The following is a 16,029-nucleotide window of genomic DNA, read 5'->3' on the forward strand; positions in this document are numbered from 1 at the left end:
TGACGGGACCTTGCGCTAACCAGGCCGTCAGCCGTGGCGGCGCGTCTGACCAACGGAATCATCTGCCCATGAATCGTTCGCTGCTCGCCACCACTATCGCCTCGTGCCTCGTCCTGACCGCCTGTGGTGGAGGTGGCGGTGGCGGCAATGTACGTAACGATCCGCCGCAGAGCACCGTGATCGGGCCGGCTCCGACCGCTCCGACTACGCCTACTACTCCGATTCCCCCCACCACCCCTCCCCCGGTCACTACGTCCGACCCGCTGCCCAGGACCGCTCCAGCTCCGGCTCCCGCACCTGCCCGTTATCAGGGCGTCGGCAGCAACCTGCTGGTTGCCACCAACGCCGATCTGGCGCAGCAAGCCGGCGCGAGGGGCCAGGGAGTGAAGGTGGCAGTACTCGACGACAACCTCTACGCAAGCTACGTTCCGATCAATGGCAGGATCGACAGCTTCGCCGACTACACCGACACTCCTGGGGCACCGGAGTCGACGTCCAATGCACTGCGTGGCCACGGCACGGTGATTTCCGCGCTGGTGGTGGGTTCGGCGCAGGAGGGATTCGGCGGCGGCATCGCGCCGGATGCCGACCTGCTGTATGCGCGCATCTGCGCCGAGAACTCCTGTGGCACCCAGCAGGCCCGCCGCGCGGCAGTGGCGCTGGCGGCTGCAGGCACGCGCATCGCCAACCTGTCGATCGGTGCCTCGTACGCCGATGCCGCCAGTAGCGCCAATGCTGCCCTGGCCTGGCGTTTCGCGCTGACGCCGCTGGTTCAGGCCGATGCACTGATCGTGGCGGCCACCGGTAACGCCGGTGAGGCCGAGGCGGCCTACCCGGCGGCCACGCCGGTGCAGGAGGCCAGCGTCCGCAACAACTGGCTGGCGGTGGGCGCGATCACCGTGGACAGCGTGGGCAACCCGGCCGGGCTGACCAGCTACTCCAACCATTGCGGCGCCGCCGCGCCGTGGTGCCTGGTGGCACCGGGCAGCGTCACCGCCCCGGCGCTGGCCACGACCGAACTGCAAGGCCAGGTCGCCGGCACCTCGTTCTCCACCGCGGCCGTCAGTGGCGTTGCCGCACAGGTGCTGGGCGTGTATCCGTGGATGAGCGCCGTGAACCTGCAACAGACCCTGCTCACCACCGCCACCGACCTGGGGGATCCTGGCGTGGATGCGCTGTACGGCTGGGGCCTGGTCAACGCGGCCAAGGCAATCAAGGGTCCGGGGCAGTTCGCCAGCAACTGGGCGGCCAACGTGGGCGCCGGCTACGACAGCACCTTCAGCAACGCCATCTCCGGATCTGGCAGCCTGACCAAGAACGGCGCCGGGCGGCTCACCCTGAGCGGCGACAACAGCTACACCGGCGGCACCAGCGTCAGCGATGGCGTGCTGGCGCTGACCGGCCGCCTGCGCTCGGACGTCATCGTGCTCAACTCCGCCACCTTCGAATCGCGCGGTGGCGTCATCAACGGTGGCTACAGCCTGGTCAACAGCACCGGCACCACCGCCATCCAACTCGGCACGGGGCTGACCGTCACCGGCCAGGCCAGCCTGAAAGGCAATCTGCTGTTGCTGCCCGAAGCAGCCGGCTACAACGTCGGTAGCACCGAGCGGATCGTCACTGCCGGAACGCTGCTGGGTAGTTTCGACCGCGTGCAGTACGCCAACAACTTCTTCTGGACCGCGGCGCTGAGCTATGCGCCAACATCGGTCACTGCCACGCTGACCCGCAACGCCTCGGCCGCCAGTGCGCAGGCGGCGGGCGCACCGCAGGCGGTGGTCGATGGTGCCAAGCAGGCCGATACGCTGGTCAAGGCGTTGGACACGCGCGTGGCTGCCGGCGATACCGCCAACCTGGGCGGCTTGCTCACCGCCACCGGCGCGCTGATCGGCGCGTCCGATGCGCAGGTGTCTGCCTCGTTGCCGACCCTGGCTGGCCAGGTGCATGGCGTCGAGCGTACGCTCGGGGTGCAGTCTGCGCTCAACGACGCGCGGATTGCCGCTGATCGGTTGCCCTACCTGGCCGACACCACCACGCTGACCACCTGGATGCAGGGCAGCTACCTGGATGGCGATCTGACCCGCAGTGGGTTTGCCGCGGCCGACTACACCCAGCAGGCCACCACCCTCGGCGTGGATCTGCCGGTGGGGGGCGCCGGCACCATCGTCGGTGCGGCGGTGACCTCTGGCCAGGATCGTGCACACGTGGACGCCTCGGCCAGCCGTCTGCGCGCGGACCGCTATGCGCTGACCGCGTATCTGTATCAGCCGATCGGTCAGGCCTATGTCTCGGGCATTGGCGCTTACGGCATGAGCAATGTGGACACCGAACGCAACGTGCAGGCCGGCGGCATCGGCGAGCGGCTGCATGATCGCCGCCACGACACCCACTGGTCGCTGCGTGCCGAACTCGGTCTGCTGCCGCATGCGGGGCTGTCGCCGTTCGTTGCCGCCGGTGTGGTCAACCAGACCCAGGATGCGTTCGGTGAAGCCTCGCTCACCGGTCTTGGGCTGAGCGCGGGCAGCGACACCGTGCGTGTCGGTTACGCCGAGGCCGGCGTGCGCGGGCACCTGACGCGCGGGAATTGGGGCCTGGACGGCCTGCTGGCGTATCGCTCGGTGCTGGGCAACCCGTCCACCGACTTCACCGCCTGGTTCACCGGATTGCCGGAAGCGCGCTTCACCGTGGCGGGCGAGCCGGTTTCCAGACAGGCGCTGCGCGCCTCGCTCGGGGTCCGCTACCAGGTCAACGCGGCGTTTTCGGTGTACGGCAACATCGGCGCCGAGCGCGCTCGCTCCGATGCCGACAGCGTCAACGCCAACGTCGGCGTGCGCTGGCAGTTCTGACCGCACCGCGGTTGCGCGGCGAAGCAGACAATGCCCACGCCCCGGCAGAACCGGGGCGTGGGTGTTTCGATGCCGCGCTACTGCGGCCGGTCAGAAACTCCAACCCCAGCTCAGCTGTCCTCCATAGGCGGTCTGGCCGTCACCGTTGAGTCCTTGCAAGGACACCGACATGCGGCTGTTGGGCGAGGTGACCAGGCTGAGTCCCACCTCGCCAATCGCTGCGTTCTTGGCCAGGCTGACGCTGTGCACCGTAAATGGCGCCTGCGTGCCGACGAAGCCGGCCGACCGCCGTACCGCACGATCCCCGAAGGCATGTCGCCAGCCCAGCGATGCGTACAGGGCCGCCGGTTCGGCAAGCGCCCAGCGACCGCGCAGGCCCAGGGTGCTGGTGACGAACTCGTCGGTGGCGCCCTGCACCGCCAATCCGGAAATGCCTCCGCGTTCGCTGAAACCATCGGTCTTCAGGCGGGTGTAGTCGGCGGCAAGGAACGGGCTGTAGACCGCATCGCCGCTACGCCACTGCCAGGATGCTTCCAGCGAGGCGGTGATGGCGGTGGCATCGTAGTCGCTGGTGAGGCGTTCTTCGAGCACGCCCGGCAGCAGCACACGACGCGTGGAATCTACCCTGTAGTCGGCGTAGTCCACCGCGGCGTGCAGGGAGAACGCGGACCCGGCGAACTGGCCGTAGATACCCGCATGCGTGCCATCGATCCGGGCACGGTCGCCCCACTCCCGCGACCAGCTTTCGATGTCCTGGTTGCCCAACGCGACGCCGATCGCGCTGCGCTCGCCAATGCGACGTTCGGCGCCGGCCATGAGGCCGTTGTCTTCGCGGCGCACCGAATGCGTTTGCGCATCGCCGTCGATCCGGTTGGGCAGGCTGCGTCCAGTGATCCAGACCGTGGTCTGGCCGACCTGGGTGTCCTGGCTGTCGCCGCGCAGATGGTTGCCGATACCGCTGGCGAGGAAGCGGCTATCCAGCAGGGCGGTGGCGGTGCTGGCATGGCTTTCGCCCGACAGCGAGGTAAAGGCGATGGCGATCGCCGCAGGATCGTTGGGCAGACGCACAACCGACTGATACACCGGGTTGGTGATGGGCAGGCTGTCCACGCCGGCGGCAGCGGCTTGCTGGTTGGGGGGGGTGACCGTTTCGACCATCGCCACGGTATTGCGACCCAACTGAACCGACAAACCGGTGGCGCTGCTGCTCACGCTGGGCTCAAGGAAGGCGTGGTCGGAAACAACGTTGCTGAATTGCCCGCTCACCCCGCCGGCGGCGTTGAGGACAGGAATCTGGGTGAACGGCAACAGTTCGGTACCGCGCACCAACTGCAAGGTGTTGCCTGGCGCGACCACCGCTGCACCGCCGACCGCTACCGGCGTCACCGTTCCGTCTGCGCCCGGTGTGACCTGCAGGGTGGACCCGCTGCCGAACGTGGCAGTGCCGTCCACGCTGAGGGTGCCGTTGCTGCCACCGATCAACAGGCTGCCGCCAGCGAGATTCAGGCTGCCGATGGTGCCACCACCAGTGAGCGTGCCGCCCGGCCCCACCGTGACCGGCCCGCCAAGCGCGGCCCCCGGATTGGCGACGTTGCCAACGCTCAGGGTGCCGGCATTGACGGCGGTCGGCCCGGTGAAACCGCTGCTGTTGGCGGTGAGCAACAAGGTGCCCAGCCCATCCTTCACCAGCGTTCCCACGCCCGACAGCGTGCCGGCATACGTCCCGTTGATGTTCTGCAGGAAGGTCAGCGTGGCACTGTTGACGATATTGCCCGGCAGGCTGCTGGTGTTGCCGATCAGGTTGCCGGCGGTGATGGTGGTGCCGCCCAGATAGGTGTTGACGCCCGTCAGCGTGAGTGCACCGGCACCGGTCTTGATGAACGCACCGCTGCCGGTGATGTTGCCGGCATATGTGCCATCGCCGGCCTGGTCGAACGCCAGCACGGCATTGTTGAGGATGTTGCCTTGCAGGCTGGTGGCGTTGCCTTGCAAGGTGCCGCCGATGATGCTGGTACCGCCGCCGTAGGTGTTGGCACCATTCAGCGTCAGCACGCCGCCGCCCTGCTTCACCACGCTGCCCAAGCCGTTGATCGCCCCGGCAAAACTGCCGGCGCCAGCCTGGTCGAAGACCAACGTGGCATTGTTCACCACATTGCCCTGCAGGCTGGTGGTGTTGCCGATCAGACTGCCTGCACTGAGCAGCGTGCCGCCGGTATAGCTATTGGCCCCGGTCAGCTGCAGCGCGCCGGTGCCGGCTTTCTCCAGTGCGCCGGTGCCGCTGATCGCGCCCGCGTACACGCCACCGGTAGTCTGGTCGAAGACCAGTGTGGCGGCATTGGCGATATCGCCCTGTAGGCTGCTGGTGTCGCCGATCAGGCTGCCGGCCACGATGCGGGTACCGCCGGTGTAGCCGTTGGCACCGTCGAGCAACAAGGTGCCGGCGCTGTCCTTCACGACGCTGCCGGTCCCGGTGATCGAACCAGTGAACACGCCATCGCTGGCCTGATCGAACACCAGCGTGGCGTTGTCGACGATGGCGCCCTGCAGACTGGCGCTATCGCCCACCAGCGTGCCGGCATCGACCGTGGTGCCACCGGCGTAGCTGTTGTTGCCCGCCAGCGTCAAGGTGCCGGCATTGGTCTTGACCAGCGCACCGTTGCCGCCGATGTCGCCGGCCAGCGTCATCGCAGCGGGCGTGTCCACGGTGAGCGTGGCACCCAGCGTGACCGTATTGCCCAATGCCGTGGCGACCGCATTGGCGAGTACCGAATCGCCGGTCACCGACAACGCGCCGCCCCCCAGTGCGGTGTCACTGCCGACCAGCAGGGTGCCGTCGCCCAGCACGGTGCCGCCGACATAGCTGTTGGCACCGCTGAGCGCCAGCGTGGCCGAACCGCTCTTGACCAGGCCACCAGCGCCGCTGATGAGGCCGGACAGGCTCAGGTCGTTGCCGCCGAGCACGCCCACTGCGCCATCCAGCACCAGCGCATTGCCCACTGCCAGTGCCTGCGTGGCATCGAGCGCGGTGCCGGCGGCGGCGGTCAGCACGCCGCTGCCAAGCGCCTGCGCATTGCCCAGCAGCAAGCTGCCGCCATTCAATGCCGTGCCGCCGGCATAGGTATTGGCCGCATCCAGCACCAGGGTGCCGGTATCGAGCTTCTGCAGCGTGCCAGTGCCGCCGATGGACGCCGCGATGGTACCGGTGACGCCGGGATCCACCCGAATGATGGTGTTGGCGGCATTGGCGCTCAGCGTGCCGCTGCCGCTCAGGACATATCCGTCGGTGATGAATTGCAGGCCGGTGATGCCCTGGTTGCCCTGCACGTCCACCACACCGGCGCTACCGCCGAAGACGGCGAAGCCATTCTGCCAATCGCTGTTGGTCAGGCCATCGAGCGCGGTCCAGTTGGTGGCGCCCGCCACCCAGGTGCCGGTGCCGCCGTCGATGCCCCCATTGGCGATGAGCTGCGCGCCGTCCCAGAATTGCACCGTGCTGCCGGGCGCATTCACCACCACGTTGACCTGCTGGGCGAGCGCGGTCTGCACGGTCAGCTGGGCAGGGTCCACGCTGACAGGCAGCGTGCCCAGGCCCAGGCCGTTGTCGGTCAGTGCACCGGTGTAGTCGATCAGGCGGTAGACGCCACTGCCGAAACCGCCGATATCGGTGATGTTGAGCGTCCCGTCCAGCGTGAGGTTGCCGTTGACCGCCAGGACCCCTGTCTGGCTGGGCACTCCCAGGAACGCGTCGAGCGTGGCGTTGGGCGCCATGCTCAGGCTGCCGGTGCTCAGCAATGCACCGCTGTTGACCACCAGCCTGCCGCCATCGTTGACGGTGACGGCCGCATCGACCACGCCGCTGCCGCCCAGCGTGGCGCCGGCGGCTACGCTCAGGCCGCCAACGCTGGCCAGCGTGCCATCCACCGCCAGCGTGCCGCCGGTGACCTGGATGGTGCCGCCCAGGGCGCTGGTGCCGGTGAGCTGCAAGGTGCCGCTGCCGCGCTTGTCCAGGTTGCCGGTATCACTGAAGCTGCCGGCAAAAGTCCGGTCGCTGTTGTCGGCGCCCAGCTGCAGCGTGCTGCCGCCGGCGATCGCGACCTCGCCCTGCCCGCTCACCGCATTCAACGCCGTCGTGCTGCCCAGAGCCAGTCCGGCACCGGCGGCGACATCCACCGTGCCGGCGCTGCCCAGCGAGCCGGTGGCCGAGGTGGCAAGCACGCCGGCCTGCACCGCCACCGGGCCGCTGACGCTATTGGCGCCGGACAGGGTCAGGCGTCCGTTGCCGCTCTTGGTCAGCGCCCCGGTGCCACTCAGTACGCCGGTCAAGGTCAGATCCGCTGCGCTGGCAATGCCCAGATTGGCGCTCAGGTCGATGTTGTTGCCCAGCGTCAGTGCGACCGCATTGCTCAGGATGCCATCGCCCAGCACCGACAGGCTGCCGGCGCCCAGCGCGGTATTGCTGCCCAGTGCCAGGCTGCCGGCATTCAAAACGCTACCGCCGAGGTAGCTGTTGTTGCCGTCCAGCGTGAGCGTGGCGGCACCGTTCTTGACAAGGCTTCCGGTACCGCCGATGGCTCCGGACAGGCCCAGGTCGTTGCTGCCAAGCATCGTCACCGCGCCATCGAGCGCCACCGCATTGCCGATGGTCAAGGCCTGGGTGGCATCCAGGCTGGTCCCCGTGGCCGCGGTCAGGGTGCCGCTGCCCAGCGCCTGCGTATTGCCCAGTACCAGGGTGCCGCCGCTGAGCGAGGTGCCGCCGGCATAGGTATTGGCCGCAACGAGCACCAGGGTGCCGGTGTCGAGCTTCTGCACGCCCCCGACTCCGGTGATGGCGACATTGATCGTGGCACTGACGCCGGGATCGACACGCACCGCCGTCAGCGGGGCACTCACCTCCAGCGCGCCGCCTCCGGCATCGCTGAGCTGATAGCCATCGCTGACGAATTGCAGGCCGCCGACGCCTTGTATCCCCTGCATGCCCACGCTGCCGGCGGTGCCGGAAAACACCGCGAAACCGCCTTGCCAGGTGCTGTTGATCGACCCGTTCTGGTTGGTCCAGTTGGTTGCCGCGCCCCAGACACCGGCGCCGCCTTCCACGCTGCCGTTGGCCGTGGTCTGCACGCCATCCCAGAATTGCACGATGCTGCCCGGCACGCTGACCACCAGATTGATCTGCTGGCCGATCGCGGTCTGCAGCGCCAGCTGGCTGATGTCGATGCTGCCGGGAATGCTGCCGAACAGCACGCCGTTGTCGGTCAGTGCCCCGGTGTAGTCGATCAGCCGATAGACGCCGGTTCCAAAGCCGCCCAGATCGGTGATGTTGAGCGTCCCATCCAGGGTCAGATCGCCGTTGACCGCGAGCAGCCGGGTGACGCTGGGCGCGGCCAGCGCCACGTCCAGCGACGCGCCCGGGGCCAGGGTCAGCCCTGCGACACTGAGCGAGCTGCCACTGGTCAACGCCAGCCGGCCGCCATCGCCGATGGTGACGCCGCTGGCAATGGCCCCGTTGCCGCCGCTACCGGTCAGGGTGCCGCCCAGCCCGACGTCCAGCGCGCTCGTGCCCAGGTTGCCCACGACATCCAGGGTGCCGCCACTGACCTGGGTGGCGCCACCGATCGCGCTGGTGCCGAGCAGGCGTAGCGTGCCGGTGCCGATCTTGTCGAGCGCACCGCCGCCTGCCAGCGCACCGGCGAAGTCGCCACTGCCCAGTTGCAGGGTGCTGCCGGCAGCGATGTCCACGCTGCCGGCGCCGCTGAGTGCGCCGATCAGCCCCCCGCCGACCAGGTTCAACGCGGCGCCTGCCGCGATATCAATGGTGCCCGGGGCGCCCAGTGCCGCCGCCGTGCTGGCCACCACGGTACCGTTCTGGATCGCCAGCGGGCCGGTGTAGGTGTTGCTGCCGCTCAGCGTCAAGGTGCCCAGGCCGGTCTTGGTCAGCGCGCCGGCACCGCCGAGGCTGCCGCTGGCCAGCATGTCTGCCGCGTTGTCCACGGTGAGCGCAGCGCCCAGATCGATACCATTGCTCAAGGCCACGGCAATGGCATTGCTCAGGGTCGACGCGCCAGTCACCGAGAGGCTGCCGCTCCCCAGCGCAGTATCGGCCCCGACCGCGAGCGTGCCGGCGACAAGCGTGGTGCCGCCGGTGTAACTGTTGCCCGCATTGAGCGACACGGTGCTGCCGCCGGTCTTGACCAGGCTGCCGCTGCCGGCGATTGCGCCGTTCAATGCCAGCTCGTTGCTGCCGACCAGGGTGAGCTGGTTGTTCAATTGCAACGCGTTGTCGATGCCAAGCGCGGCGGTGGTATCAAGCTCGGCCACCCCATCGACCGACAGACCACCCGTGCCCATCGCCGTGGCGGTGCCGAGCAGCAGGCGCCCGCCCCCCAGCGCGACGCCACCGTCGAAGGTATTGGCGTTGCCCAGCGTCAAGCTGGCGCCGCCTTGCTTGACGAGGCTGCCGACGCCACCGATGACGCCGCCAAGCACCATGTCCTGCGTGCCGGGCAGCGTCAGCGCACCGTTCAACGTGAGCGCATTGGCCAAGCTCACCGCGCTGCTGGCATCCAGCGTGGTGCCCGCCGCAGCGCTGAGCGTGCCCGTGCCCAGCGCGGTGTTGCTCCCCACCACCACGGTACCGGCCTGCAGTTGCAGCCCGCCCGACCAACTATTGGTGCCATTGAGGACGAGTGTTTGTGTGCCGTTCTTGAGCAGACTTCCCGCGCCAGCGATGTCGCCATCGAGCGTGAGGTTCTGGCCATCGATGCCCAATGCCCCATCGACCGTCAGCGCGTTCTGCAGCGCCAACGCGGTGCCGGCGGTGAGCTGCGTGCCGCCTGCGGCGCTGAGCGCACCGGTGCCGAGCGCGGTGTTGCTGCCCACCACCAACGTGCCCGCGTCCAACCGCGTGCCACCGCTGTAGAGATTGTTGCCGGCAAGGCTCAACGCACCGCCGCCTTGCTTGATGAGGCTACCCGCTCCACTGATGCTGCCGGTCAGGCCAAGGCTATTGTTTCCGACCACAGACAGGGCGCCATTCACGACCACATCATTGACCAGCGTGGTGGCCACCGTGGCCTGCAACTGAGTGCCATTGGCGGCGGTCAGGATGCCGCTGCCCAGCGCCGTGGCGCTGCCAACCAGCAAGGCGCCGCCATTGAGATCCACGCCGCCGACGAAGGTATTGGCACCGGTCAGTGCCAGGGTCGCGGCGCCGTTCTTGACCAGGCCGGCACTTCCGCCGACCAGGCCATTGAGCGCGATGTCCTGGCTGCCCGCCAGCTGCAGGTCGGCATCCAGCACGACAGCGTTGGTCAGGCTGCGCGCCGCAGTGCTATCGAGCACGCCGCCGGCAACGGTCAGAGTGCCGCTTCCCAGCGCGGCGTCGCTGCCCAGCACCAGGCTGCCCGCGCTCAGGCGCGTGCCGCCGTTGTAGCTGTTGTTTCCGCTCAAGGTCAGGCTGGCGGCACCGAGCTTGTCCAGGCCACCGGGACCGCTGAGGTCTCCGGTAAGGCTCAATGCGGTACTGCCGCCGATATTGACCAGACCCGTCAACGCAATGGCATTGGCGAGTGTGCTGATCGCCAGGGTGTCCAGCGTGGTGCCGGCGGCGGCAGTGAGCGTCCCCAGGCCAAGTGCGGTGTCACTGGCGATGGTGAGCCTGCCCGCGCTCAGCGTGGTGCCGCCACTGAACAAATTATTGCCGCCAAGCGTGAGATCGCCGGCGCCGGATTTGACCAGGCTCCCCGCACCGCCGATGGCGCCGTTCAGCGTCAGCGCCTGCGCGCCGTCCAGGGTCAGCGCACCGCTGTTCAACGCGATGGCGGTATTCAAGGTGGTGGCTGCGGTGTTCTGCAACGTGGCGTTGCCAGCCACTGTCAATGCGCCGCCGCCGAGTGCGGCGGCATTGCCAAGCTGCAAGGTGCCCGCGCTGAGCGTGGTCCCCCCGCTGTAGGTATTGAGACCAGTCAAGGCGAGCGTGCCGGCTCCCAGTTTGTTCAACCCGCCGGTGCCGGCGATGGTGCCGGCCAGCGTCAGCGCGGTGCCATTGCTGCCAACGCCCAAGGTGCCGGTGAGCGCCAGCGTATTGCCGACGACGGTCGCCGCGCTTGCATCGAGCACGCCACCGCTGGCGTTCAGGCCGCCGGTTCCCAGCGCGGCGCCGGCACCGACCAGCAGCCGCCCCGCGCTCAGGGTGGTGCCGCCGGTATAGCTGTTGCCGCTGGCCAGGGTCAGATCGCCGAGGCCGCTTTTGATGAGGCTGCCGCTGCCGTCGATGGTGCCCGCCAGCGTCAACGCCTGCGTGCCGGTCCAGCTCAAGGGCCCGGCCAGGTTGACGGCGTTGGTCACCGTCAATGGCGCACTGCCGCTGAGGTTGGCTGCGCCGGTGACATTCAGCGCGCCGCTGCCCAGGGCGGAATTGCTGCCCAACTGCAAGGTGCCTGCCGCCAGCGTGGTGCCGCCGAGATAGGTATTGTTTCCGCTCAACGCCAGCGTACCGGCCCCGGTCTTGTCGAGGCCGCCGGCCCCGGACAGCGTACCGGTCAGACTGAGCGCGTTGCCGCTTGCGCCCACGCCCAGGGGATTGACCAGCGAGAACGCATTGCTGAGCGTCACGGGAGCGGTGGTGTCCAGCAGGCCGCCGGCCGCAGTCACCGTGCCGGTGCCTAGTGCATCGTTGCTGCCCACCGTCAGCGTCCCGCCGCCCAGGGTGACGCCCCCGTTGAAGCTGTTGGAGCCGGTCAGGGTCAGCCCACCGATCCCGTTTTTGACCAGGCCGCCCGCGCCGGTGATGCTGCTGCCGATGGTGTAGCCAGTGTTGCCCTGCACGGTCAAACCGCCGGCACCCAGCGTGATGCCGGCGCTGGGGGCCAGGGTCAGCCCGGCCGCCGTGGCCTCCAGTGCACCGCCATTTGCGGTGATCGCCGACCCCAGTTGCGCGGGTGTGGCCATTTGCAGCACGCCACCGTTGAGCGCACTGCTTCCGAAATTGCTTGCGCCGGTCAGCGACCAGGTGCCGCTATTGACGCGCAAGGTGCTGAAATTGATGTACTGGTCGGTGCTCAACGTGCCCGAGCCCGTATTTCCGCTCCCGGTGCCGGTCACCGCGTTCTGCAGCAACAGGGTATTGCTGCCGCCGGCACCGCCATCCACCACGCCGGTCCGCGCAAAGCTCAGCAGTCCGCCGGGGCCCAGCACTTCCAGCGCCAGCCCGCCGCCACTGCTGATGCTGCTGCCGGTGACCGCGGTGAAGGTATTGGTACTGCCCGCTCCCATCGACACGCTGCCAGTGATGCTGCCGCCGTTGATGAAGGTGTTGCCCGCGGCCGAACTCTGGAACGCGACCCGGCCTTCGATAGTGTTGGTGTTGACGGCATTGACGGTGCCGCCCCCGCTGACCGCGATCACCGGGGTGTCCGCACCCAGCAGCGAAAGATTCAACAGCGCTCTGCTGCTGATGAGCCCGGCATTGTTGATCTGCACGGTGCCGTTGCTGGCCGAGGTTATGCCCAATGCCATGCCGTCGAGGTTGAGCAGATTGGCCCCGATCAGGCCGCCGGTGCCGTAGATCGCGCCGCCGGCCAGATTGTTGGCGGTCACTGCTGTCGAGCTGGCATTGCCCATCGTGACACCAGTGCCCAACACCGACAGCAGGCCGAGGATGGATGGATCGATCGTGCCAGCGTTGTTGAGCGTGGCATTGGTGCCACCAAGTGCCACCGCGGTTCCTCCCAGCAGCCCCGCCGTCATCTGCGTGCCCGCTGCCACGTTGATGGTGAGATTGTTCGCGCTGCTGGCAAAACTATTGCCAATGCCTGCCAACCCAGTGCAGGTGACCGTCGCACCCGCCACCGGCACTGCCGGTGTACACGCCGACCAGGCCAGGGCGGGAGCGGCCGCCCCCGCGGCCAGGATCACCAGCTGCGGCAGTGCCCTGCGCGTCGCCCCGGGCTTGCGACGCCGACGCACCAGTTCATGCGTGACGACCCAGTTTCCGATGGTGGCGTTCCAGACGAGCGCAAATGCACGATTCATTTTTATTTCCCCCTGGTGACTGACGGGCGCAGCAGTACCGCCGCGCCGATGCATGGCTGTGCTTGCCGCTGGCGGCAATGCATTCAAAATTCATTCTTGATGACGCGCACGGGACGCCGCTCCTCACGTGGAGCAACCAAACTTGTTAATACCAATCGCTTGAAAACGGTGAAGGATTAATAGTCGAATCAAGGCCGGTGAAACTGTGATTAATATCACAAACCCCTGTATTCGAAATGGGCTCTCACGTAAATTGTCGAATAGTTTGCTCGCGTTCGCTCATCCATCGAAAATCGGCGCTCGCTTACTTTAATCGCCGAAAATGCGCAATATTTATCGATTTTTTTGCCGAAAAAGCAGCCTCTAGAGTGGAGTGGTTGCGGATGGTCGTCACGCAGTCACTAGCTCCAGGATTCGCAGAAATATAAGAGTGACACCCAGCTCCTCGCTCGCCGATTATCCGTTGAAAAGTATTGTCCCGTGCGCTCACGCATCGGCTCGGTTAATAAGACCAATTACATGAAGCAACGGGTTGAAAGCCTGATTGAAATTGAACCTATTTTTTCAGGAAGAGGTCGATTACCCATGGCAAAGACCGTTCAGTTGTACGGAAGAAGGCCGGTGTGGCGATTATCCTGCGGGGGCCACCCCAGTAACGGCTTGTCACCTCACGACGACCTGCGTATGTTTCTAGTAGGCGTGCAGCGCGTGATCTGCGACACGGAACCTGACGACATGACGTCCTCTCCAGGAAACAACATGCAGGAACGCCAGTCCGACTGGTCGGGTGTGCCGATCGACCTGGGTGGCATGGAGCCACTGGAGCAGATTGCGCGCCTGCTGTGTCACGCCCTGGTGGCGCCGGCCGCCGCGCTCACCATTACCGAGGGGGGGCGCATGCGCGTGCTGGCCGCGCGCGGCGTGGATCCGGATCACGTCGAACAGGCCATTGCGCTATGTCCGCCGGCAGCAAGCTCGGCCAGCGGCGTTGTCGAACGGGTGGAGCACGATGCCCTGGCATCGATTCAACTCGGCGACGCGGCATTTCCCGGATTGCCTGCCCGGTTCATCGCCTGTGTGCCGGTTGGCGCACCGCAAACCGGTATCTGCGGCACGCTGTGCGTCATCGACGCGCGCGAGCGCCGCCTGGCCAGCCAGGAACATCAGCAGCTGCGCATGTTCGCCAACGTCGCCGCCGCACAGCTCGAACTGCAGTTCGGCGCGGGCCGCCGCGAACCGCATAGCGGGCTGTTCAATGCGCGCCAGTTGCAATCGGACCTGGATGCGCTGGCCATGGGCAACCAGCACGTAGCGACCATCGCCGCCTTCATCGAGGTTTACGACGCGCAGGCCGCCAATGAAGCGCGCCAGGTGCTGGGCATGCAACCGCTGGAAGAATTGATCCGGCATGCCAGCTACGTACTGACCCGCGCATTGCGTGGCAAGGCGACGGTGTATCACGTTGCCTCGATGCGGTTTGCGTTCTTCCTGCTCAATTCCGCACCCGACGAGATGGAAGACCTGCTACTGGATCTGCGCGACATGCTGCAAAAGCCGGTGGATGCCGCCGGGGTACCGATGTCGCTGACCTTCCATGCTGGCGTGGTGCGGTTCGCTCCGCAGCAGCCAGACACCAACGATGTGATGCGCAAGGGCCTGGTTGCACTTGGCGATGCCATCGGCAATCACGCCATCGTCTGCTGGTACAACGCCTCGCACGACGATGCCATCCAGCGCTCCTACCGGCTGGCGCTGGATGCCGAGGATGCCTTGAAAGCTGGCGAGTTCCGCCTGGTGTTCCAGCCACGCATCAACCTGCTGGATCTGTCGGTGACCGGCTTCGAGGCGCTGCTGCGCTGGCAGCATGCCAGCCTGGGGCCCATCGGACCGGATGAATTCATCCCGCTGTTCGAAAAGACCGCGCTGATGTGCACGGTCACCAACTGGGTCATCGAGAACGCACTACTGCAACTGGCGCAGTGGCGCGCCCAGGGGCTGGAATTCTCGATTTCGATCAATTTGTCTTCGCGCGACTTCGGCAACACCAACCTGGCGGCGGATGTCATCGACCGCTGTCGCGCGCTGGCGATTCCCACCACGCGGATCGAGTTGGAAATCACCGAAGGCCGTTGGCTACGCAGCAATGTGGAGGCGGTTCCCCGTCTACGCGCCCTGCGCGACGCCGGGGTGAGCGTGGCCATCGACGACTTCGGCACCGGCTATAGCAACTTCGGCTACCTCACCGAGCTGCCGGTCAACGTGCTCAAACTGGACCGGTCACTGGTGACCGGCATCGCCGAAAAATCCGGCATGCAGACGCGCGCCGAAGCGGTGGTGCGGCTGGCCAGTGCACTGGGGTATCGCACCGTGGCCGAGGGCGTGGAGCACGCCGACGAAATCGCGCTGTTGCGCAGCTGGGGCTGTGACGAGGCGCAGGGCTATCTGTTGTCCAGGCCGATGGAGGCGCACCTGGTGGCTGCTTATGTGCGCCAGGCCACCGAGCAACAGCGGCTACCCTGACGCCGATCTAGCGGCGGCGAGTCCGCCTGCGACAGAGACGCACTGCCGCAGCACGGCCACGGCACGCACCCATCCCTGCAAGTGCACTCGGTGCGCAGGTCAATTGCCCGGATGCGCCAACGCATGATCCAGCGCAGCGCAGATGGCCGTCACCTGCGCTGTATTGCATTGGGCGGGCGTCGCGCCGGGACTGTCCGGATAGACCTCGGTGGTGGTGCGGTAGCGTGCATCGGTCATCCCCGCGCACAAGCCCAGGCGCCGCACCGGGTAGTGGATGACACCATGATCGACCACCGGAGCACCGATGATCCGACCGTGCGCATCGGGCGGGGCAATATGCGTGACCTTCGCCACCGCCGCGATGATCGCCTGCTGGAAGCCCGGCTGCGGATCCTCGCTATCGCCCACCAGATAGAACCCATCAGGGATGCTGCCCGGCACGAACGCCACACCGTCGCGCGCGGCCAGTGCAGGACGGAATTCGTGTTCGTCGCTATCGGTGGTTTCGTGCAGGTCGATGTGCACCAGCATCCGGCCCGGCACGGTGATTGTCAACATAGTTGTCCGCTATTTCATGCTGCGAACTTCATTTCATCGGGTGCTTTTCTATCGTCGTTATCCGGGTTCAGCCACA

The 16,029-nt window shown here is 66.8% G+C and carries 3 protein-coding genes and 1 pseudogene; 2 read left to right on the forward strand and 2 right to left on the reverse strand.

All coding sequences use genetic code 11. From position 1 onward, the window contains the following. Nucleotides 1-68: 68 nt before the first annotated feature. Complete coding sequence (locus XcuCFBP2542_RS15545) at nucleotides 69-2,846, forward strand: S8 family peptidase (RefSeq protein WP_104604660.1); 2,778 nt, start codon at nucleotides 69-71, stop codon at nucleotides 2,844-2,846. Between the two features lie 90 nt (nucleotides 2,847-2,936). Here the strand turns inward: XcuCFBP2542_RS15545 and XcuCFBP2542_RS15550 are convergent, their stop codons facing one another. Further along, nucleotides 2,937-12,875, reverse strand: coding sequence for an autotransporter-associated beta strand repeat-containing protein (locus tag XcuCFBP2542_RS15550; RefSeq protein WP_104604662.1), 9,939 nt, complete (start codon nucleotides 12,873-12,875; stop codon nucleotides 2,937-2,939). 708 nt (nucleotides 12,876-13,583) lie between these two features. Between XcuCFBP2542_RS15550 and XcuCFBP2542_RS15555 the strand changes: the two genes are divergently transcribed. Continuing rightward, complete coding sequence (locus XcuCFBP2542_RS15555) at nucleotides 13,584-15,395, forward strand: EAL domain-containing protein (protein ID WP_104604671.1); 1,812 nt, start codon at nucleotides 13,584-13,586, stop codon at nucleotides 15,393-15,395. A 99-nt stretch (nucleotides 15,396-15,494) separates the two neighbouring features. Here XcuCFBP2542_RS15555 and XcuCFBP2542_RS15560 read toward each other — a convergent pair. Then, nucleotides 15,495-15,932, reverse strand: a pseudogene (locus tag XcuCFBP2542_RS15560) (M14 family metallopeptidase); the annotation flags it as partial. Between the last annotated feature and the right edge of the window lie 97 nt (nucleotides 15,933-16,029).

It is taken from the genome of Xanthomonas cucurbitae, from assembly GCF_002939885.1.
GTDB classification, from domain to species: domain Bacteria; phylum Pseudomonadota; class Gammaproteobacteria; order Xanthomonadales; family Xanthomonadaceae; genus Xanthomonas; species Xanthomonas cucurbitae.

Coding starts and splice junctions, on each gene's coding strand:
- XcuCFBP2542_RS15545 (WP_104604660.1), top strand. CDS start 69: ATGAATCGTTCGCTGCTCGCCACCACTATCGCCTCGTGCCTCGTCCTG.
- XcuCFBP2542_RS15550 (WP_104604662.1), bottom strand. CDS start 12,875: ATGAATCGTGCATTTGCGCTCGTCTGGAACGCCACCATCGGAAACTGG.